This window comes from Pseudomonas grimontii (assembly GCF_007858185.1).
GTDB classification, from domain to species: domain Bacteria; phylum Pseudomonadota; class Gammaproteobacteria; order Pseudomonadales; family Pseudomonadaceae; genus Aquipseudomonas; species Aquipseudomonas grimontii.
The window spans coordinates 1-19,026 of sequence record NZ_VFES01000035.1 but is presented as its reverse complement, the minus strand read 5'-3'; the positions used below and the strand labels follow the sequence as shown (position 1 = coordinate 19,026).

19 protein-coding genes are annotated in these 19,026 nt (G+C 60.1%); 13 read left to right on the top strand and 6 right to left on the bottom strand.

Annotated features, from left to right (window positions below; all coding sequences use genetic code 11):
- The first annotated feature begins 18 nt into the window (after window positions 1-18).
- Complete coding sequence (locus FIV39_RS31110; protein WP_090410104.1) at window positions 19-2,013, top strand: polysaccharide biosynthesis protein; 1,995 nt, start codon at window positions 19-21, stop codon at window positions 2,011-2,013.
- A gap of 110 nt (window positions 2,014-2,123) precedes the next feature.
- A complete protein-coding gene (locus tag FIV39_RS31105; RefSeq protein ID WP_090407389.1) occupies window positions 2,124-2,456 on the top strand; it encodes a ComEA family DNA-binding protein in 333 nt (110 codons plus the stop codon).
- Between the two features lie 17 nt (window positions 2,457-2,473).
- Here FIV39_RS31105 and FIV39_RS31100 read toward each other — a convergent pair whose 3' ends face one another.
- Complete coding sequence (locus tag FIV39_RS31100) at window positions 2,474-3,052, bottom strand: TetR/AcrR family transcriptional regulator (protein ID WP_090407386.1); 579 nt, start codon at window positions 3,050-3,052, stop codon at window positions 2,474-2,476.
- 131 nt (window positions 3,053-3,183) lie between these two features.
- Here FIV39_RS31100 and FIV39_RS31095 point away from each other — a divergent pair, with 131 nt between their 5' ends.
- Both FIV39_RS31095 and FIV39_RS31090 read left to right on the top strand, forming a co-directional pair.
- Window positions 3,184-3,828, top strand: a complete 645-nt coding sequence (locus FIV39_RS31095) for a GntR family transcriptional regulator (RefSeq protein ID WP_090410102.1) — start codon at window positions 3,184-3,186, stop codon at window positions 3,826-3,828.
- A gap of 15 nt (window positions 3,829-3,843) precedes the next feature.
- Window positions 3,844-4,692 carry an urea carboxylase-associated family protein gene (locus FIV39_RS31090; RefSeq protein WP_090407383.1) on the top strand — a complete coding sequence of 283 codons (849 nt, stop codon included), beginning with the start codon at window positions 3,844-3,846 and terminating at the stop codon, window positions 4,690-4,692.
- 6 nt (window positions 4,693-4,698) lie between these two features.
- On the opposite strand, the gene FIV39_RS31085 is transcribed toward FIV39_RS31090, so the two are convergent.
- Complete coding sequence (locus FIV39_RS31085) at window positions 4,699-4,866, bottom strand: DUF2897 family protein (RefSeq protein WP_090407380.1); 168 nt, start codon at window positions 4,864-4,866, stop codon at window positions 4,699-4,701.
- 110 nt (window positions 4,867-4,976) lie between these two features.
- Complete coding sequence (gene eat / locus FIV39_RS31080; protein ID WP_053132546.1) at window positions 4,977-6,341, bottom strand: ethanolamine permease; 1,365 nt, start codon at window positions 6,339-6,341, stop codon at window positions 4,977-4,979.
- Between the two features lie 413 nt (window positions 6,342-6,754).
- On the opposite strand from eat, the gene kdpF reads away from it, so the two are divergent.
- The 6 genes from kdpF to FIV39_RS31050 all read left to right on the top strand — a co-directional run bounded on the left by kdpF (window position 6,755) and on the right by FIV39_RS31050 (window position 14,746).
- Complete coding sequence (gene kdpF / locus FIV39_RS31075) at window positions 6,755-6,844, top strand: K(+)-transporting ATPase subunit F (protein ID WP_003218754.1); 90 nt, start codon at window positions 6,755-6,757, stop codon at window positions 6,842-6,844.
- 9 nt (window positions 6,845-6,853) lie between these two features.
- On the top strand, window positions 6,854-8,548 hold the full coding sequence (gene kdpA, locus FIV39_RS31070) for a potassium-transporting ATPase subunit KdpA (RefSeq protein ID WP_090407377.1): 1,695 nt from the start codon (window positions 6,854-6,856) through the stop codon (window positions 8,546-8,548).
- A gap of 15 nt (window positions 8,549-8,563) precedes the next feature.
- On the top strand, window positions 8,564-10,621 hold the full coding sequence (kdpB, locus tag FIV39_RS31065; protein ID WP_186731572.1) for a potassium-transporting ATPase subunit KdpB: 2,058 nt from the start codon (window positions 8,564-8,566) through the stop codon (window positions 10,619-10,621).
- Between the two features lie 64 nt (window positions 10,622-10,685).
- Complete coding sequence (gene kdpC, locus FIV39_RS31060) at window positions 10,686-11,231, top strand: potassium-transporting ATPase subunit KdpC (RefSeq protein ID WP_090407371.1); 546 nt, start codon at window positions 10,686-10,688, stop codon at window positions 11,229-11,231.
- 136 nt (window positions 11,232-11,367) lie between these two features.
- Window positions 11,368-14,019: a sensor histidine kinase gene (locus FIV39_RS31055; protein ID WP_146371685.1), complete on the top strand. Its 2,652-nt coding sequence runs from the start codon at window positions 11,368-11,370 to the stop codon at window positions 14,017-14,019.
- A 37-nt stretch (window positions 14,020-14,056) separates the two neighbouring features.
- Window positions 14,057-14,746, top strand: a complete 690-nt coding sequence (locus tag FIV39_RS31050; RefSeq protein ID WP_090410100.1) for a response regulator — start codon at window positions 14,057-14,059, stop codon at window positions 14,744-14,746.
- A gap of 6 nt (window positions 14,747-14,752) precedes the next feature.
- Here the strand turns inward: FIV39_RS31050 and FIV39_RS31045 are convergent, their stop codons facing one another.
- Complete coding sequence (locus tag FIV39_RS31045; RefSeq protein WP_003172684.1) at window positions 14,753-15,790, bottom strand: patatin-like phospholipase family protein; 1,038 nt, start codon at window positions 15,788-15,790, stop codon at window positions 14,753-14,755.
- 215 nt (window positions 15,791-16,005) lie between these two features.
- Here FIV39_RS31045 and FIV39_RS31040 point away from each other — a divergent pair, with 215 nt between their 5' ends.
- The 3 genes from FIV39_RS31040 (at window position 16,006) to FIV39_RS31030 (ending at window position 17,978) form a co-directional block, all read left to right on the top strand.
- Window positions 16,006-16,284 (top strand): hypothetical protein, encoded by a 279-nt coding sequence (locus tag FIV39_RS31040; RefSeq protein ID WP_003172685.1) that lies wholly within the window; start codon window positions 16,006-16,008, stop codon window positions 16,282-16,284.
- 44 nt (window positions 16,285-16,328) lie between these two features.
- Window positions 16,329-17,090, top strand: coding sequence for a CHAD domain-containing protein (locus FIV39_RS31035; RefSeq protein ID WP_090407365.1), 762 nt, complete (start codon window positions 16,329-16,331; stop codon window positions 17,088-17,090).
- A 90-nt stretch (window positions 17,091-17,180) separates the two neighbouring features.
- Window positions 17,181-17,978 carry an acyl-CoA thioesterase gene (locus FIV39_RS31030; protein ID WP_090407363.1) on the top strand — a complete coding sequence of 266 codons (798 nt, stop codon included), beginning with the start codon at window positions 17,181-17,183 and terminating at the stop codon, window positions 17,976-17,978.
- A 3-nt stretch (window positions 17,979-17,981) separates the two neighbouring features.
- Here the strand turns inward: FIV39_RS31030 and FIV39_RS31025 are convergent, their stop codons facing one another.
- Complete coding sequence (locus FIV39_RS31025; protein WP_027604139.1) at window positions 17,982-18,344, bottom strand: Mpo1-like protein; 363 nt, start codon at window positions 18,342-18,344, stop codon at window positions 17,982-17,984.
- Between the two features lie 117 nt (window positions 18,345-18,461).
- On the bottom strand, window positions 18,462-18,851 hold the full coding sequence (locus tag FIV39_RS31020) for a hypothetical protein (protein WP_090407360.1): 390 nt from the start codon (window positions 18,849-18,851) through the stop codon (window positions 18,462-18,464).
- Window positions 18,852-19,026 lie beyond the last annotated feature (175 nt).

Genomic DNA, 19,026 nt, shown 5'->3' with positions numbered 1-19,026 from the left:
TGAGTGGACGAAGGGGTGATGGACAAGTTTCGGGCAATGCTGCTGGGGTTGCCTAGACGAAAGAAACGACTGATTCAGGTAGCTGCTGACGTCGTAGTTCTTTGGGCTGCGCTTTGGCTGGCTTTCATCGTGAGATTGGGAACAGAAGACATGATCAATCCGTTGATCTATCACTTCTGGCTATTCCTGGCAGCGCCTGTGGTTGCCATTCCTTTGTTCATCCGCTTCGGCATGTACCGTGCAGTAATGCGTTATTTTGGTAACGACGCATTGATAGCCATCATTAAGGCAGCCAGCCTCTCGTCTCTGGTTTTGGGAGTCCTGGTGTATTGGTACAGCAATCATCAGCATGTAGTGCCGCGTTCAATTATCTTTAACTACTGGTGGCTCAGCATGATCATGGTCGGCGGCTTGCGCTTGGCCATGCGTCAATTTTTTCTGGGAGACTGGTTTTCAGCATCTCAGCACATGCCATTTGCCAACCGGGAAGATGGTTTGCTGCGTGTTGCCATCTATGGAGCAGGCTCCGCAGGTAATCAATTGGTCGCCGCGCTGCGCATGGGCCGTGTCATGCGCCCGGTTGCGTTTATCGATGACGATTCGAGTATTACTGATCGTGTTATTTCAGGACTGCAGGTCTATAAGCCCAGAAATATCCAACGGATGATCGAGGCCACGGGGGCCCAAGAGATACTTCTGGCAATCCCCTCCTCCAATCGTGGGCGTCGGCGCGAAATCCTCAGCTTCCTGGAGGGTTTTCCGCTTCATGTGCGCAGCGTCCCTGGGTTCATGGACTTGGCCAGCGGGCGAGTCAAGGTGGACGATATTCAAGAGGTCGATATTGCAGACTTGCTTGGACGTGACGCGGTTCCGGCTCAGGATGAGTTGCTGGAGCACTGTATCAAGGGCCAAAGCGTTCTTGTCACGGGGGCGGGAGGCTCCATCGGGTCCGAGTTGTGCCGGCAGATATTATTGCTGCGTCCAACCTCGCTGATCCTGTTCGATCACAGTGAATTCAACCTTTACAGTATTCTCTCGGAACTGGAGCAACGTGTTACTCGTGAGTCTTTACCAATAAAGCTGCTGCCAATCCTGGGATCGGTACGTGACCCCGGAAAGCTGTTGGATGTAATGAAAACTTGGAAAGTCAATACGCTCTATCACGCCGCGGCCTACAAACATGTGCCCATGGTCGAACACAACATTGCCGAAGGTGTCCTGAATAATGTCTTAGGCACGTTGAATACTGCCCAGGCAGCGCTTCAATCCGGTGTTGCAAACTTTGTGCTGATCTCCACCGACAAGGCGGTACGGCCGACCAATGTTATGGGGAGTACTAAGCGCCTGGCAGAGTTGACTCTGCAGGCACTCAGTCGTGAAGTAGCACCGGTCCTGTTTGGCGACAGGTCCAATGTTTCGCACGTTAACAAAACACGCTTCACTATGGTCCGCTTCGGTAATGTGCTGGGATCCTCCGGGTCAGTAATTCCTCTGTTTCACAAACAGATCAAATCTGGCGGTCCGCTGACGGTTACACACCCTAAGATCACTCGCTATTTCATGACGATCCCGGAAGCGGCTCAGTTGGTCATCCAGGCTGGCTCAATGGGCCTTGGGGGGGACGTTTTCGTCCTGGACATGGGCGAGCCAGTGAAGATTGTCGAGCTCGCGGAAAAGATGATTCATCTCTCGGGTTTGAGCCTTCGTTCGGACAGTAACCCGCAGGGTGACATCGCAATAGAGTTCTCTGGCCTGCGCCCCGGTGAAAAACTTTACGAGGAGCTACTGATTGGTGACAACGTCGTCGGCACCCAACACCCGATGATCATGAGTGCCAATGAAGATCACCTCGCTTGGGAGCCTCTCAAGGCCAAGCTGAAAGAACTGCTGGCCGCCGTGGACCAAGACGACTACACCCGCGTTCGCCAACTTCTGCGCGACACCGTCAGTGGCTACACCCCAGACGGCGAAATCGTCGACTGGATCTACCAGCAGCGTCGTCTGGAGCCATGATTTAACACTCTGTTACTCAAGCATTTTTGACGAACTCCCAACATCACCTAAGTTTGAAAAGCAGCTTCGGAAAAGCTGCTTTTCTCTCAACGATGTCATGGAGCGTCACAATGCAAAACACCTACCTCACCTCCCTAATCTTCGCCTTCCTCACCACCCTCTCCGTCACCACCACCGCAGCTCCCTCCATCAAACCTGAAGCCCCAACCCCTATCACCGCCCAGATGACCCAGGCCGAGCAATCCGCCAAGGTCAACCTGAACGCCGCCGACGCCGAAACCCTGCGTCGTGACTTGTTCGGTATCGGTGCCGCTAAAGCCAAGGCGATCGTCGCTTATCGCGAAAGCAATGGTCCGTTCACGGCGGTGGATGAGTTGTTGGAAGTGAAGGGTATCGGCAAGGCGTTGCTGGAGAAGAATCGCGATAGGCTGGCCATCAACTGATCCACCCGAGAGGCCGGTCATTGATCGGCCTTTTTATCCTCCGGGTTTTGCGTTTTCAGGCTTTCGCGCACGACGTCCATGATCCGTCTCGCCGATTGAGGGTCTTCAACACTCCTGGCCAGCACCAGGGCGCCCACCAGTGTCGACATCATCACCAGGCTGTCTGCATCGCAACGCCCCTCTCCCAATGCCGTTTCTATTTGCTTGAGCCTTGCGTCGAGCACTTGGTCCGTTGTCGCACTGGGTTGGCCTCTCAGCCCCAGTTCTGAACACATCGTTGGCAACGGGCAGCCCTGGTCCGGGGAGGTCAGGTGCCATTCCGACAGGTAACTGTCGATAAACGCGCCCAGCGGCTGCTCCTGGCTGAACAGCATGTCGCAATGGGCATTCAGGTCTGCAGCCGCCGCCTGTAGGGCTGTCTCGACCAATTCGCCCTTGGATTTAAAATGCGCGTAAAAGCCGCCGTGGGTCAGGTTCAGTGCTTTCATCAGTGGCTGCAGGCCGGTGGCGTCGATGCCGTCGCGGCGAAAGCGTGCAGACGCTTCCTTGATGATGCGTTGGTGGGTCTGGGCTTTGTGGTTTTGTGAATAACGCATAGGGCAGCCTCGGTTGCAGGCTGGCATTTTAACCAACTTGAGCTTTTTTACACTTTCGTCGGCGTTTAGGGCGTTGGCATGAAATGTGATTACGTCTAGACGGAGGATTGTTCAACAATCGTGAGGTGGTCATGACGCTCAGTTTGTCTTTAGCCGATCAGATTGCCCTGGAACTGCGTGCCGACATTATTGGCGGGCGGTTATTGCCGGGCATGGCATTGGTCGAGGTGGATCTGGTCAGGGCCTACAGTGCGTCGCGTAATACGATTCGCGAAGCGTTGCACCGTCTGGGGCAGGAGGGGTTGACCCGTTATGTGCGCAACAAGGGCGTTATGGTCCGGCGGTTGGAGCGGGAGGAAGTCTGTGACCTGTTTGTAGTCCGCCGCACTCTGGAGCTGCAGGCCATCGCCCAAAGCAGCGCCTTGACGCACGATCAATCCGAACGCATGCAAAACGCTATCGACGCCACCACCCTGGCCCGTGAGCGCGAGGATTGGCGCGCCGTGGCCACCCACAGTTTGCTGTTTCATCAGCACATTGTCGGGTTGATGCGCAGCCCTTTGTTCGATGAGTTTTTCGCCCAGGTCATCGCCCAACTGCGTCTGGTGTTCTGTGCCGCGCCCGATGAACAACGGTTCCAGTCGCCCTGGTTGGAGCGTGATCGTGAGCTTTATCAATTGCTGGTCAAGCAGGACAAACCGGCGGCAGGGGAGGCGATGAGCCTGTACCTGGATGATTCGGAACGCCTGTCGTTGGCCCTGTTTAATCATCCCTAATCGAGGATCTGCATCATGTACAAAGACTATCCGGCCGCTTATCAGGTCAGCAAAGGCTCGGCGCTGCAGGTCGACACAGCGTTCTATGAACGGATTCGCAACAACACGGATCAACGCACGCTGATCGAGCAGTTTGAAGTGCCGATTCGTACGGGCAGGGCGTGGAAGGTGCCCGCCGGGCATGTGTTTCGTGTCACCACGCCGGTGGGCCCGCAGGTGGGGGACTTTAACGTGTGGAACGCCAACGATCCCCGTGAACGCCTGTGGGCGGCGCGCACGCGCCAACTGCAGGGCGCCCATGTGAGCACCCATGATCGGCTGTGGTCGAACCTGCCGTTTCTGCGCCCTCTTGTGACCATCACTGATGACAGCCTGGCCAGTTACGGCATTGATGAGCACGGTGGCCGCCTGCACGATCTGCTCGGCACGCGCTGCGATCCTTATGTGAACCGCATGCTCACGGGCGAGGACTTCCACCACCATTGCCACTCGAACCTGACCCGCGCGGTTTTACCCCACGGTCTGACGGAATTCGACGTGCATGACGTGCTGAATATTTTCCAGTGCACCGGGCTCAATCATGACGGCATGTACTTCATGAAAGCCTGCCCGGCGCAGAAGGGCGATTACCTGGAGTTCTTTGCCGAGATTGATTTGCTCTGCGCGCTGTCGACGTGCCCGGGCGGGGATTTGTCGCTGCCGATGTGGGGGCCGGATGCACAGGACCCGCTGACGGTGTGCCGTCCGCTGGGAGTGGAGATTTACCGGTTGGAAGATGAGTTGCTGAACGGCTGGAGCCAGCCGCAGCGTGCTGCCTATAAGGGGCAGCACGGTTTGCAGATTGCCAAGGCGGATTGGGAGTAAACGGTCCTAGCGGTCCTGCGCGTCCTTGGAGTCCGCCTGGGCGTTGCGCTCGGCCACGCGTTTGAGTTGTTCGTCGGTGAGCTCCACCTTGTTGGCGCTGTCACGCAGCATCATCAGCCCTCCGACGATCGACCCGATCGCAACTACCATAATCAACCACGCATACCACGGCATAACGCTCTCCTTGAGGCAGATTGCCGTGGGAGAATTTTCCCACGGTAATAACTACTTTGAGTTACGGGCTTTCTGAGTAGTTCAGTGTAGGCCCGTTCTGCCTCGAAACCTTAGAGCCCGGTCAACATTGCATCTGCCGGTGCATCGGCACGGTCCTGCGCGGTCATTTGGAAGTAGATGAAACCTACTGCCATAAAGCCGAGGAAGATCAGCCCGATCAGCGTGTTGAACCACGCCATGGCCACCAGGCACACCACAGCCAGCACCAACGCAATGCCGGGCACGATCGGATAACCCGGCGCGCGGAAGGTACGTTCCAGCAGCGGTTCGGTCTTACGCAGTTTGAACAGGCTGAGCATGCTCATGATGTACATCACGATGGCGCCGAACACCGCCATGGTGATCATCGCCGCGGTCAGGGTCATCCCACCGAGGTTGATCAGGCCGTCGCTGTAAATGGCGGCGATGCCGACCACGCCGCCAGCGATGATTGCCCGGTGTGGTGTCTGAAAGCGCGACAATTTGGCGAGGAAAGATGGCAGGTAACCAGCGCGGGCCAGGGCGAAGAACTGGCGCGAATAGCCCAGGATAATGCCGTGGAAGCTCGCCACCAGGCCGAACAGGCCGATCCATACCAGCATGTGCAGCCAGCCGGAGCTGTCGCCCACCACGGTTTTCATCGCCTGCGGCAGCGGATCGTTGATGTTCGACAGGGTGCGCCAGTCGCCGACGCCACCGGCGAAGAACATCACGCCCATGGCCAGGATCACCAGGGTCAGGATGCCGCTGATGTAGGCCTTTGGAATGGTGCGTTTCGGATCTTTCGCTTCTTCGGCCGCCATGGCCGCGCCTTCGATGGCCAGGAAGAACCAGATGGCAAACGGAATCGCCGCGAACATCCCGGCAATCGCCGGGGCGCCGAAGGTGTCGGAACCGGCCCAGCCATTCAAGGCAAAGTTGCTGAAGCTGAACGCGGGCGCGACCACCCCCATGAACACCAGCAATTCAGCGACGGCGAGCACGCACACCACCAATTCGAAGGTGGCGGCGAGTTTCACGCCAAGAATGTTCAGGCCCATGAAGACGATGTAGGCACCGACGGCCGCGTGTTTGGGGTCCAGGGCCGGGAACTGCACATTCAGATAGGCGCCGATAGCCAAGGCGATGGCAGGCGGAGCGAAGACAAACTCAATCAGTGTGGCGAGGCCCGCGATCAAGCCGCCTTTCTCACCAAAGGCGCGACGACTGTACGCAAACGGCCCGCCTGCGTGAGGAATGGCGGTAGTCAGCTCGGTGAAACTGAAGATAAAGCAGGTGTACATCGCGGCGACCATCAACGAGGTCACCAGGAAGCCCAAGGTCCCGGCCACGCCCCAGCCGTAGCTCCAGCCGAAGTATTCCCCGGAAATCACCAGCCCGACGGCAATGCCCCATAAATGCAGGGTGCCCAAGGTGGGTTTGAGTTGTGTGTTCATCGTGCTGCGCTCCCTGAACGGTTTGGAATGATTCAAGGTGTTGCAGCGGCCATGCCAGCCTGAGAATCATTGTCGTAAAGCGGCGCAACTGTCGTGTGGGGGACGGTTTGGCGTTTGAAATTTGCCGGCGTCGCACCAGATAGGTGCGGCGGTGACGGTGCCGACGCTATCGGGAGCAAGCCCCCTCCCACAGGTTGACTGGCGCTCGGCATGACAACTCGGTCAAGTGTGGGAGGGGGCTTGCTCCCGATAGCGCCCGCCCAGACGCTGGAAACCCGCAGTGTAAACCCCGCATAAACCCACTCTTTACGCCATCTTTACGCCCCGCCCACCCCGTCGCTCTCGTTCCTTTACGCCACTCCTGCCGACAATTGCCCCACACGCGGCACTCGCCGCTAAACGGAGAGACTTCCATGAGCGTTCTGGACGGGGTGTCACTGCTATTGGCCGTGGCGCTGTTCATTTATCTGCTGGTTGCGCTGTTACGCGCGGATCGGAACTAGGAGCTGGCCATGCACAGTTATGACTATTGGCTGATCATTGCCTTCTTTGCCGTGGTACTGGTACCGGCGCCGTTCCTGGGGCGGTTCTATTACAAGGTAATGGAAGGCCAGCGTACCTGGCTCAGCCCGGTGCTGGGCCCGGTCGAGCGCGTGTGTTATCGCGTCGCCGGGGTGGATCAGGAGCAGGAGCAAAGCTGGCAGAAATACATGCTGGCCTTGCTCGCGTTCAACCTCGCGGGTTTTTTGCTGTTGTTCGCGATCCTGCTGTTCCAGGACTATCTCCCACTGAACCCGCAGAAATTGCCGGGGCAGGAATGGACGTTGGCCTTCAATACGGCGGTCAGCTTCATGACCAACACCAACTGGCAGTCCTACAGCGGTGAGGCGTCCCTGAGCTACCTCAGCCAGATGGCCGGCCTGACGGTGCAGAACTTCGTCAGTGCGGCTACCGGCTTGGCCGTCCTGGTCGCGCTGTGCCGTGGGATCGGTCGCAAATCCACCAAGACGCTGGGTAACTTCTGGGTCGACATGACCCGCGCCACCCTCTACGGCCTGTTGCCGTTGTGCCTGGTGCTGGCGTTGTTCCTGGTGTGGCAGGGCGTGCCACAAACCTTCGCGCACTACGTCGATGCCGTGACGATGCAGGGTGTGGACCAAGTCATCCCCCTGGGCCCGGCGGCCAGCCAGATTGCGATCAAGCAGTTGGGCACCAACGGCGGGGGCTTCTTCGGGGTCAACTCGGCGCATCCGTTCGAAGACCCGACGGCCTGGGCCAACCTGTTTGAAGTGGCATCGATCATCCTGATCCCGGCGGCATTGGTATTCACCTTTGGCCACTACGTGAAAGACCTGCGTCAGAGCCGCGCCATCCTGGGGTGCATGCTGGCGCTGTTCCTGATCGGCGGCGCGACTTCGCTGTGGTCCGAATACCAGCCCAACCCGACCCTGAACAACCCCGCCGTGGAGCAAACCGCACCGCTGGAAGGTAAGGAGGCGCGCTTCGGTACCACCGGCACGGTGTTGTGGTCGGTCACGACTACGGCGGCGTCCAACGGTTCGGTCAACGGCATGCAAGACAGCCTCAGCCCTCTTAGTGGCATGGTGGCGCTGGTCAACATGATGGTGGGCGAAGTGATCTTCGGCGGTGTCGGCGCCGGTATGTACGGCATGTTGCTCAACGTGTTGATCGCGGTGTTCCTTGCCGGCCTGATGATCGGCCGCACTCCGGAGTACTTGGGCAAGAAGCTACAGGCCAAGGAAGTGCAATTGCTGGTCGTGACCCTGTTGGTGATGCCTGTCGGCGTGCTCGTTCTCAGCGCCATCGCCGCCAGCCTGCCGGGGCCGGCCAGCGCCATCAGCAACCCAGGCCCCCACGGGTTTAGCCAGTTGCTCTATGCCTACACCTCGGCGGGTGCCAACAACGGCTCGGCGTTTGCGGGCCTCAGTGCCAACACACCGTTCCATAACCTGATGCTCGGCCTGGGCATGTTGATCGGCCGTTTCGGCTACATCCTCCCGATACTGGCCCTGGCCGGCAGCCTGGCGATGAAGAAGACCGCACCGATTGGTCAGAACAGCTTCCCGACCCATGGTCCGCTGTTCGTGACCCTGTTGACCGTGACCATTTTGCTGGTGGGCGGCCTGACTTTCCTGCCGACGCTGGCGCTGGGGCCTATCGCTGAACACTTGAGCATGGGTTTCTAAAAAGGGGATATGAAAATGAATATGCCTGCAAAAAACGCGGCCCCGGTCAAAACCCAGGAACCCGCCAAAACCGCCATCTCCGCCTTGTGGCGCCCGGCGCTGGTTCAGGCGTTCGTCAAGCTGGACCCGCGCCAGCTGCAACGTTCGCCGGTGATGCTGGTGGTCGAGCTGACCGCCATCCTCACCACCGTGTTGTGTTTTGTGCCCGACACCGCCGTGCCGACGTATGTGGCTGTGCAAATCGCCATGTGGCTGTGGTTCACCGTACTGTTCGCCAACTTTGCCGAAGCCTTGGCCGAAGGGCGCGGTAAGGCCCGCGCCGATAGCCTCAAGGCCGGCAGCGAAGGCCTGAGCGCGCGCCGTAAGGAAGCCGATGGCAGCTTCAAGGTCGTGCCGGCCACCAGTCTGCGCAAAGGTGATGTGGTACGTGTCGCCGCCGGGGAAATGATCCCTGGTGACGGCGAGGTCATCGAAGGCATCGCAGCGGTCAACGAAGCGGCGATCACCGGTGAATCCGCACCGGTGATCCGCGAGTCCGGCGGCGACCGCTCGGCCGTCACCGGCAACACGCGGCTGGTGTCGGACTGGCTGATGATCCGCATCACCGCCAACCCCGGCGAGTCCACCCTGGACCGCATGATTGCCCTGGTCGAAGGCGCCAAGCGTCAGAAAACCCCCAACGAAGTCGCGCTGGATATTCTGCTGATCGGCCTGACCCTGATCTTCCTGCTGGTGGTCGTGACCTTGCAACCATTCGCCCACTTCGCCAATGGCAGCTTGCCGCTGGTGTTTTTGGTCGCACTGCTGGTGACGCTGATTCCTACTACCATCGGCGGCTTGTTGTCGGCCATCGGTATTGCCGGCATGGACCGCCTAGTGCGCCTCAATGTGATCGCCAAATCCGGCCGTGCCGTGGAAGCGGCCGGTGACGTGCACGTGTTGCTGCTGGACAAAACCGGCACCATCACCTTTGGTAACCGTCGCTGCTCGGCGGTAGTGGCGGCACCGGGTGTCAGCGGCAAGGACCTGGCCGAAGGCGCGCTGCTGGCGTCCCTGGCGGACGACACGGCAGAAGGCAAATCCATCGTCGAATACCTGCGGGCTCTGCACCCGCAGGCCGAGCCATCCCTGGATGAGCTGACCGCCGTACCATTCAGTGCCGAAACCCGTTTGTCCGGTGTCGACTACCAGGGCCGCGTGTTCCGCAAAGGCGCGGTGGATTCGCTGCTGGCGTTTATCGGCCAGCCACGCGGCGACCTGCAACCGGCATTGTCACGGGAAATCGACAAGATCGCCCAGAGCGGCGGCACGCCATTACTGGTGTGTGCCGACGGCAAATTGCTCGGTGCAATCCACTTGAAGGACGTGGTCAAGCCCGGTATCCGCGAACGTTTCGCCGAGTTGCGCAAACTGGGCATTCGCACCGTGATGGTCACCGGTGACAACCCGCTGACAGCCGCTGCGATTGCTGCCGAAGCCGGTGTGGATGACGTGCTGGCCGAAGCGACCCCGGAGAAAAAACTCGCGCGCATCCGTCATGAGCAAAACGACGGCCGCTTGGTGGCGATGTGCGGCGACGGTGCCAACGACGCCCCGGCACTGGCTCAGGCGGACGTCGGCATGGCGATGAACGACGGCACCCAGGCCGCCCGCGAGGCCGCCAACATGGTCGACCTCGACAGCGACCCCACCAAGCTGCTGGACGTGGTGCAGATCGGCAAGGAGTTGCTGGTGACTCGCGGCGCGTTGACCACCTTTTCCATCGCCAACGACGTGGCCAAGTACTTCGCGATCCTGCCGGCGCTGTTCGCCTCGATCTACCCGCAGTTGGGCGTGCTCAACGTGATGCATTTGCAGAGCCCGCAGAGCGCGATTCTCTCGGCCATTGTGTTCAACGCGCTGATCATCGTCGTGCTGATCCCCCTGGCGCTGCGCGGTGTACGCGTACAGGCCGCGAGTGCGGCGGCGTTGCTGCGGCGCAACCTGTTGATCTATGGCCTGGGCGGGCTGCTGGTGCCGTTCGCGGGCATCAAGGCGATCGACATGCTGCTGACAGCGCTGCATCTGGTTTGACCCGATGCCTGTGGGCACCATCCCCGTGCCCACAGGTTGCAAAGACCGAATTGAGGAGTTTGAAATGTCCAACATAATCCGCCCGGCCTTGAGCCTGCTGGTGCTCATGACTCTGATCACCGGCGTCGCCTACCCACTGGTGGTAACCGGTGTCGCCCAAGTCGCCTTCCCGGATCAGGCCAACGGCAGCCTGGTGCGCGATGCCAGCGGCAAGGTGCGTGGCTCCAGTCTGATCGCCCAGGATTTTACCGGTGACAGCTGGTTCCATCCGCGCCCTTCGGCGGGTGCCTTTGCGACGGTTTCCAGCAGCGCCAGTAACCTTGCTCCAAGCAACCCGACCTTGGCCACCCGCGTGTTCGATGATGCGAACAAGCAATTGGTGCCCAGCCAGGGGCCGGTGCCTTTGGCGTCGTTGACTACCTCCGGCAGCGGTCTTGATCCACACTTGCCACCCCAGGCGATTGCCTATCAACTGGCACGGGTGGCTGCTGCGCGAAATGTGCCGGTGTCGACCCTGCAACGGTTGATGGATGAACATATCGAAAGCCCGCTGGTGGGGCCGCCTGTGGTGAATGTGCTGGCGCTGAACATGGCCCTGGAAAAACTCTGAACCCTGTGGGAGGGGGCTTGCCCCCGATAGCAGAGTGTCAGTCAACACAGGTATCGACTGAACCACCGCTATCGGGGGCAAGACCCCTCCCACATTGGATTTTCTCTGGGTCTGAACAATTGAAGGAAACCCCTGCATGAGCGACTCCGGCCGCGCCGATGCCCTGTTAGCCGATCTACCCCGGGACGGCCGTGGCCGGCTCAAAGTTTTCCTCGGCGCCGCGCCGGGTGTGGGCAAGACCTACGCCATGCTCCAGGCTGCCCACACCCAACTGCGCCAGGGCGTCAAACTGATCGCCGGGGTGGTCGAAACCCACGGCCGCGCCGAGACCGAAGCCTTGCTCAGCGGTTTGCCGCAACAACCGCTGTTGCGCAGCGAATACCGTGGCGTGATGCTCGAAGAAATGGACCTCGACGGCTTGCTCGCCGCCAAGCCCAAGCTGGTGCTGGTGGACGAACTGGCCCACAGCAACGCCCCCGGCAGCCGCCACGAAAAGCGCTGGCAAGACATCCAGGAACTGCTCGCCGCCGGCATCAACGTGTTTACCACGGTCAACGTCCAGCACCTGGAAAGTCTGAATGACCAGGTCCGCGGCATCACCGGGGTGCAGGTCCGCGAAACCCTGCCGGATTGGGTGCTGCAAGAAGCCGACGAACTGCTGCTGATCGACCTGCCGTCCCGTGAACTGCTCGAACGCCTGCGCGACGGTAAGGTGTATGTGCCGGAGCAGGCCCGCGCAGCCATCGATGCGTTCTTTACCCAGACCAACCTGATGGCCCTGCGCGAGCTGGCGATGCAGACCGCCGCCGCCCATGTTGACGACGATTTGGCCCAGGGCTATCGCCAGCTCGGCCAGGCGGCTCCGGCGGTGCGCGGTCGATTGTTGGTGGGCGTGGGTGGCGACGCGCAAGCCGAGCGCCTGGTGCGCCATGCCAGTCGCGTCGCCCAGCGCCGGCACTTGCCGTGGAGCCTGGTGCATATCGATAACGGCGGCGCGCGGGATGAGCAAGCACGCCTGCGCCTGCAAAATGCCCAGCAACTGGCCGAGCGTCTGGGTGGGGAAGTGGTGCTGCTGCGGGCGGGGGAGGTGGCCAAGACGTTAATCCAGCACGCCGCCGAACGCCGCGCCAGCCTGCTGTTGGTAGGGCAGTCGCGAATGGGCTGGCGGCGTCGCTTGTTCGGTGGCGGCTTGGCGGCGCGTTTGTTGCGTAATGCGCGTGGCTTGGAAATCAATGTCCTCGACAGTGACGACGTTCCCACGGCACCACGCTTGCCGGATGTGCGTGGGTTGGTGTGGTTCGATTACGCCTTGGCCGTGGTGGCGACCATCATCGCCGCCGGCGTAGCCTGGGCCGTGTCCAGCGTATTGCCGTTGCCGAATATCTCGCTGGTGTTTCTCGCCGCCGTGTTGCTGGTGGCGGTGCGCAGCAGCTTGGGTCCGTCCCTGGTGTGTGCGGCGTTGTCGTTCCTGACGTATGACTTTCTGTTCATTCCGCCGAAATTTTCCTTTGCCATCCAGCGTGAAGAAGACGTGCTGACCCTGTTGTTCTTCCTGCTGATGGCGGCACTGACCGGCAACCTTGCCGCGCGCCAGCGGCGCCAGTTGCAGGCGTTGCGCGACACCCAGGAAGAAACCAGCGAGCTGCTCGACCTGTCGCGCAAACTCACCGCCGCCACCGACCGCCAGGCGGTGATCAGTGCCGCCGCCCACCACTTGGAAGGCTGGAGCGACCTGGATCTGTGCCTGGTCAATCGCGACGGCCAGGGCGGCTGGAAGGTCGAGACTGGCGGCCCGCTGACCTTCACCGAAGCCGAGCGAGCTGCGGCCGATTGGGCCTGGCAGCATGACCAGCCGGCAGGCATGGGCACCGGCACCTTGCCGTTTGGGCGCTGGTGGTGGTGGCCGTTGTCGGGTGAAGAAGGCCCGCTGGGGTTGCTCGGCGTCAGTGCCAAACCCGGCCTGGAATTGAGCGGCCAACGGCGTCGCCTGCTGACCGCCTTGAGCCAGCCTCTGGCCCAGGCCCTGGCGCGCGCGCAGCTGGCCCAGGAGCTGGAGTCCGCGCGTTTGTATGGCGAAACCGAGCAACTGCGCAGCGCCTTGCTTGCGTCGGTGTCTCACGATTTGCGCACACCGTTGACCTCCATGCGCGGCAGTATCGACAGCCTGCTGGCGCTCGGCGAAGCCATTCCTCTGGAGGATCGCCGCGAGTTGCTCGAAGGCACTCGCGATGAAGCCGAGCGTCTGGATCGCTATATTCAGAACCTGCTGGACATGACTCGACTGGGCCATGGCGCGCTGAAGCTCGCGCGGGACTGGGTGTCGCCTGGCGACATCGTCGGCAGTGCGCTCGGGCGTCTGCGCGCGGTGCTGTCGCCGCTGCAGGTGAGCACCGACGTGCCGACGGAGTTGCCGTTGCTCTATGTGCATGCCGCGTTGATCGAACAGGCTCTGGTCAATGTCCTGGAAAATGCCGCGCGCTTTTCACCGCCCCACGGTCGATTGCAACTGAGCGCCGGCGTGTCGGATAACCAATTGTTTTTCGCCGTGGCGGATGAGGGGCCGGGCATTCCTGAGGATGAGCGGGCGAAGATCTTCGATATGTTCTACACCGCCGCACGCGGTGATCGAGGCGGGCAGGGCACCGGCCTGGGCCTGGCGATCTGCCAGGGCATGGTTGGCGCCCACGGTGGGCATATCAGCGTGACCGATGGCATTGATGGGCGCGGTACCTGTATCACCTTGTTCCTGCCATTGCCGACACAGCCTGGCCTGGAAGGCGAGGCGTGAGCTACCCTGTTTTCTCTACGGATGTTGATTGGACGCCATGAGCCAGACCGCGACGATTTTAGTCATTGATGACGAACCGCAAATCCGCAAATTCCTGCGCATCAGCCTGGCCTCCCAGGGCTACAAAGTGATCGAGGCCGGTACCGGCAACGAAGGCCTGGCCCAGGCGGCGTTGAGCAAGCCCGACTTGCTGGTGCTCGACCTCGGCCTGCCGGACATGGACGGCCAGCAGGTATTGCGCGAGTTTCGTGAGTGGTCGACGGTGCCGGTGCTGGTGCTGTCGGTGCGGGCCAGCGAAGGGCAGAAGGTCGAAGCCCTCGACGGTGGCGCCAATGATTATGTCACCAAGCCCTTCGGCATCCAGGAGTTCCTGGCCCGCGTGCGTGCCTTGTTGCGCCAGGCGCCGGTGGGCGAAGCCCAGGAAGCGGCGTTGCAGTTTGGCTCGTTGACCGTGGACCTGGCCTACCGCCGCGTGCTGCTGGACGGCGCCGAAGTGGCGCTGACCCGCAAGGAATACGCGGTGCTGGCACAACTGGCGCGGCATCCGGGACGGGTGATCACCCAGCAGCAACTGCTCAAGGACATCTGGGGGCCGACTCACACCGAAGACAGTCACTACCTGCGGATTGTGGTGGGGCATCTGCGCCAGAAGCTGGCGGATGATCCGACCCAGCCACGCTTTATCATGACCGAGGCGGGGGTGGGTTATCGGTTGTTGAGTGCCTGACAGCTGTCAGCGCTGCTCACTCTCATAGCGATCCAGTGTGTCGCTGGCTATTTCCCGGCCCAGCGCGATCAACTCTGGCGCCTTATAGAACTCGAAAAACCGGCACACCCGCTTCGGCACGTTGATCAGCACATCCGGCGGGTAGCCCGCGATCTTGTACTGCGCCAGCGAGGTCTGCATTACCTCGAAGCTCTGGTTGATCAGGTCCAGCAATGACGCCGGGCCGACGTTATCGATGATGAATGAGCCGGTGGCCGACTTCGGTGCCCCAGGCTTTTCCGGGGCGGCGGCGGGCTGCTGGGATTCGGGTTCGGCCGACTCCAGCCACGGATTGATCTCGGCCGCCTGGGCCTGCAAGGCTTCCTGCTCAAGTTTCATTAGCTGCTCGGCCTGCTTGCGGCGAAACGGCAGGTGCGAACCCAGTGATTTCGCCAGGCTGTTGAAGCGGCTCTTGAACGCCGGCGGGCGCTGGATCACTGGCAAATGGTAGTGTTTCTGGTTGGTGGCGTTGAGGTTGACCGCGATGATCAGGTCACAGTGGCTCGACACCACCGGCACGATGGGCAGCGGGTTGAGCAGGCCGCCGTCCACCAGCATGCGGTTGCCTTGCATCACCGGGGTGAACAGGCTGGGAATCGCCGCCGAGGCGCGCATGGCCTGGTGCAGGCAGCCTTCCTGGAACCAGATTTCCTGTTGGTTGGTCAGGTCGGTGGCGACGGCGGTGTAGGGGATGCGCAGCTCTTCGATATTGATCTCGCCGACGATCTTGCGGATTTGCCCGAAGACCTTTTCGCCGCGAATCGCCCCAAGGCGGAAACTCACGTCCACCAGGCGCAGCACGTCGAGGTAGTCGAGGCTTTCAATCCAGTTTCGATACTCGTCCAGTTTGCCCGCGGCGTAGATCCCACCCACCACGGCACCCATGGAGCAACCGGCGATACAGGCGATGTCGTAACCGCGCCGTTCGATTTCCTCAATCACCCCAATATGCGCGTAGCCCCGGGCCCCGCCGGATCCCAACACCAAGGCAACACGTTTCTTCATGGTCGATGTCCTTCATAAACGGGTGCCCACAATGCACCTATTTTAGGGGCGGCTTCAATCTTCGTTGTGCCTGGTAATATTTTTCAAGAATAGCGCCCAGGCTCGGGTATGCTCTGGCAATAGGTACTACCGATTTCAGGCTAAGGAGAGGCACTTTTTCTTGTAGGCAACGTCTACACCGTACGACTGTTTTTCTTTATTTTGAGGTGTCATCGATGAAAGCCTGGATGTGTGTGCCTGTGATCATGTTGGCCCTGGCGGGTTGCGCCGGGAAAACCGCATACCGCGACAGCTGTGGCTCGCAATTGGATGCCGCCTGGAAAGAGCTCGACCTGGCCAAGGCCGAAGGCTTTGCCGGCACCGTCAGCTACTCCAAGGCTTTGTCTTTATTGACGGGCGCCAAGACCCAGCAGCAGTTTGAAGCGTTTGAAGGCTGCTCCAACAAAGCCGAGAAGGCACGGTTCTATATTCGTGAGTCGCGCGCCGGGCGTTGATCCCTCGCGTCGAGTAGGATTTTTCATCGAAAAGTGAGGGCGGAATGTCAGCTTTGGTCGATCAGTTAGTCGCTCAGGTCATTGGCCTGGAAGTAGGGTTACTGAGCTGCCAGGCTCGCCTTGCCGCCGTCACCGACGATGAAGCCCTGCATGACCTGCGCACCACTGTGCGCCGTCTGCGCAGCCTGTTGCGCCCGTTGCGCGGACTGCCAGGTGTCGAACAGCTCGAATTGGCCGCCAGCACGGTCGGCCAGTTAACGACGCCGCTGCGTGACCGAGAGGTGCTGGCGGCGTATTTGCATCAGCATGGTTATCACGAGGCCGCTGACCGGCGTCTACGCCTGCAACCCGAAGCCTATCGCCAGGTAGCGCAGAGCCCGGAAGTCGTGCATTTGCTGCTGATTCTTGACGCATTCCCGCGTTTTATCCGTGCCTCTGAACACCAGAAATTGCTCCACGGCTTGCGAACGCGCATCGAGAAACGCTTGGCCAAGCAATGGCAAAAACTTGATCAGGCGTTGAAGGATCCCAGCCACGACCGCCACCGTCTGCGCTTGCTGATCAAGCGTGTGCGCTACGCCGCCGAGGCTTACCCCCAGTTGGATAAGTTGCCCGCCAAGGCCATGTCGCGCCTGAAAAAGGCCCAAGCGGCATTGGGTGATTGGCATGACTGCTGGCAATGGTTGGCCCAGGCCGAACATCAAGCCGATCTGCAGCCCTGTGTTGCGATATGGCATCGCACCATGGCCAACGCCGAAGGGCAGGCGGATCGCGTGCTGGACAAACTCAGCGCGGATTGTTTCTAAATCGGTCCGGCTTTTGGCCGGAATAAGCGCTGTACCTTGGCTGCGCGCTGGTTAAGATCGCACATCCGTTTTTTTTGATGTGAGGTCGCCATGCGCTTTAGTGATTTACTCGACGCTGCCCGTAGCAACCCGCTGGAGATCACCATTCCCGCCGAGTGGGCTCAGGGCCGAGCGTCCTTTGGTGGCCTGGTCGCTGCGTTGCAATACGAAGCCTTGCGCGCCGAGGTGCCGACGGACCGCCCATTGCGTTCGCTGGCGATCACCTTCGTTGGCCCGGTCGCGCCCGATGTACCCGCCAGTTATCAAGTCGAAGTGTTGCGTGAAGGCAAGGCGGTCAGCCAGTTGCTCGGTCGCGTCGTGCAGAACGGCGAAGTGGCGACGCTGGTCCAGGCAAGTTTTGGCGCATCCCGAGAGTCGGAAATCGATGTGGCGAGCGAACCGCCGCCGACGTTCAAGCACTGGGATGAATGCCAGGAACTGCCCTATATCAAAGGCGTCACGCCTGAATTCATGCGCCACTTGGCGATGCGCTGGAGCGTTGGCGGTTTGCCGTTTACCGGGAATAAATCCCGCGAGATGGGCGGTTGGGTTCGCTTGCGCGGGGATGTGAAGGAGGAACCGCTGACCGAAGCGCACATCCTCGCCCTGGTCGACGCCTGGCCACCTGCGCTGCTGCCGCACCTGAAAAAGCCCGCACCGGGCAGCACCCTGACCTGGACCATCGAATTTATCCAGCCGTTGCAGAATCTGACGACCCTGGACTGGTGCCAGTACCACGTCAGCATTGAACATGCGCGCGACGGCTACGGTCACGCCGCCGCCGCGCTGTGGAGCCCAACCGGCGCATTGATCGCCCTCAGCCGCCAGACCGTGGTGGTCTTCGCCTGATCGTCAGTGACGGTGGCGCAGCCGCCAGGCACGCCACCAGCCACCGCTCAACACAAAGCGCGGGAATGTCAGGAACTGCTCGACCACCAGGCGCTGTACTGCGTCTTTACGATCACTGAACGGCTCACCGGCCTCGGCTTCCAGGCTATGGCCATGACGCTGCAACGCCAGGCCGGCGAGGATGCCGACTACGCCAATGGCGAAACTGGCCAGGCTCAGGCTGAACACTCCGGACACAATCAACAGAAACCCGATGATAAACAGCGGCACGGCAATCAGGTGCAACGCCAGGTTGGTCGGGTGCTGATGGTTTTGCGGGTAGTTACGCCATTGCCAGGCGGGGAGATTGGGATGACGTTTGCCCATGATGGTGAACCCTCTGTCCGTTGAAATAACATGGGGAGAGTTTAGGTGGGGGTGGGCGGGTGGGCGAATTGGGGTTGGCTATGACGGTGATAGAAGGCCAGTTGTGGCAAACCATCTTCAAGCCCAAATAACGCAGTCATGATCATCCATGTGTACCAGAAACGTGAGTTTGCTATCCGTCACCCAGAACGGATATCCGGTCGTTTCACCTAAGATAGAGGCTATATCCTGCGCATTGTCGATTTCCCAGCCCGAGTATGTTGAATCAAGTACCAACAAAATCAGGTCTTTTTGGTTAATGCGGTACTGTATTTCCTTCCAGAAATTGGGGTTGTGCTCTGAATTTTTCTCGTTTAGTTCGACGGGGTCAAGGAAGCTGCTCTCGAACGTGAAGAACTTTTTTGTCAGGTTATTTATTAATGCTGTGGTTTCGTATGTCTGAAGTTTTCTAGAGCTTATTTCTAAGCTCCTGAAAGCATCATCTATTTCTTCTTCCAGGTAACTCATTAGTGAATCCCAATTCTTGATCGGCTAACGGGAACCAGTTTTAGAAGTATATGTAGTGGTCTAATGAAACCGGACACCCATTTAGGCGAGAATGCTCGCCAGAACGAGGTGTCAGATGACCAAACAACGCCGTACCTTTTCCCCTGAATTCAAACGCGAGGCTGCCGACCTCGTT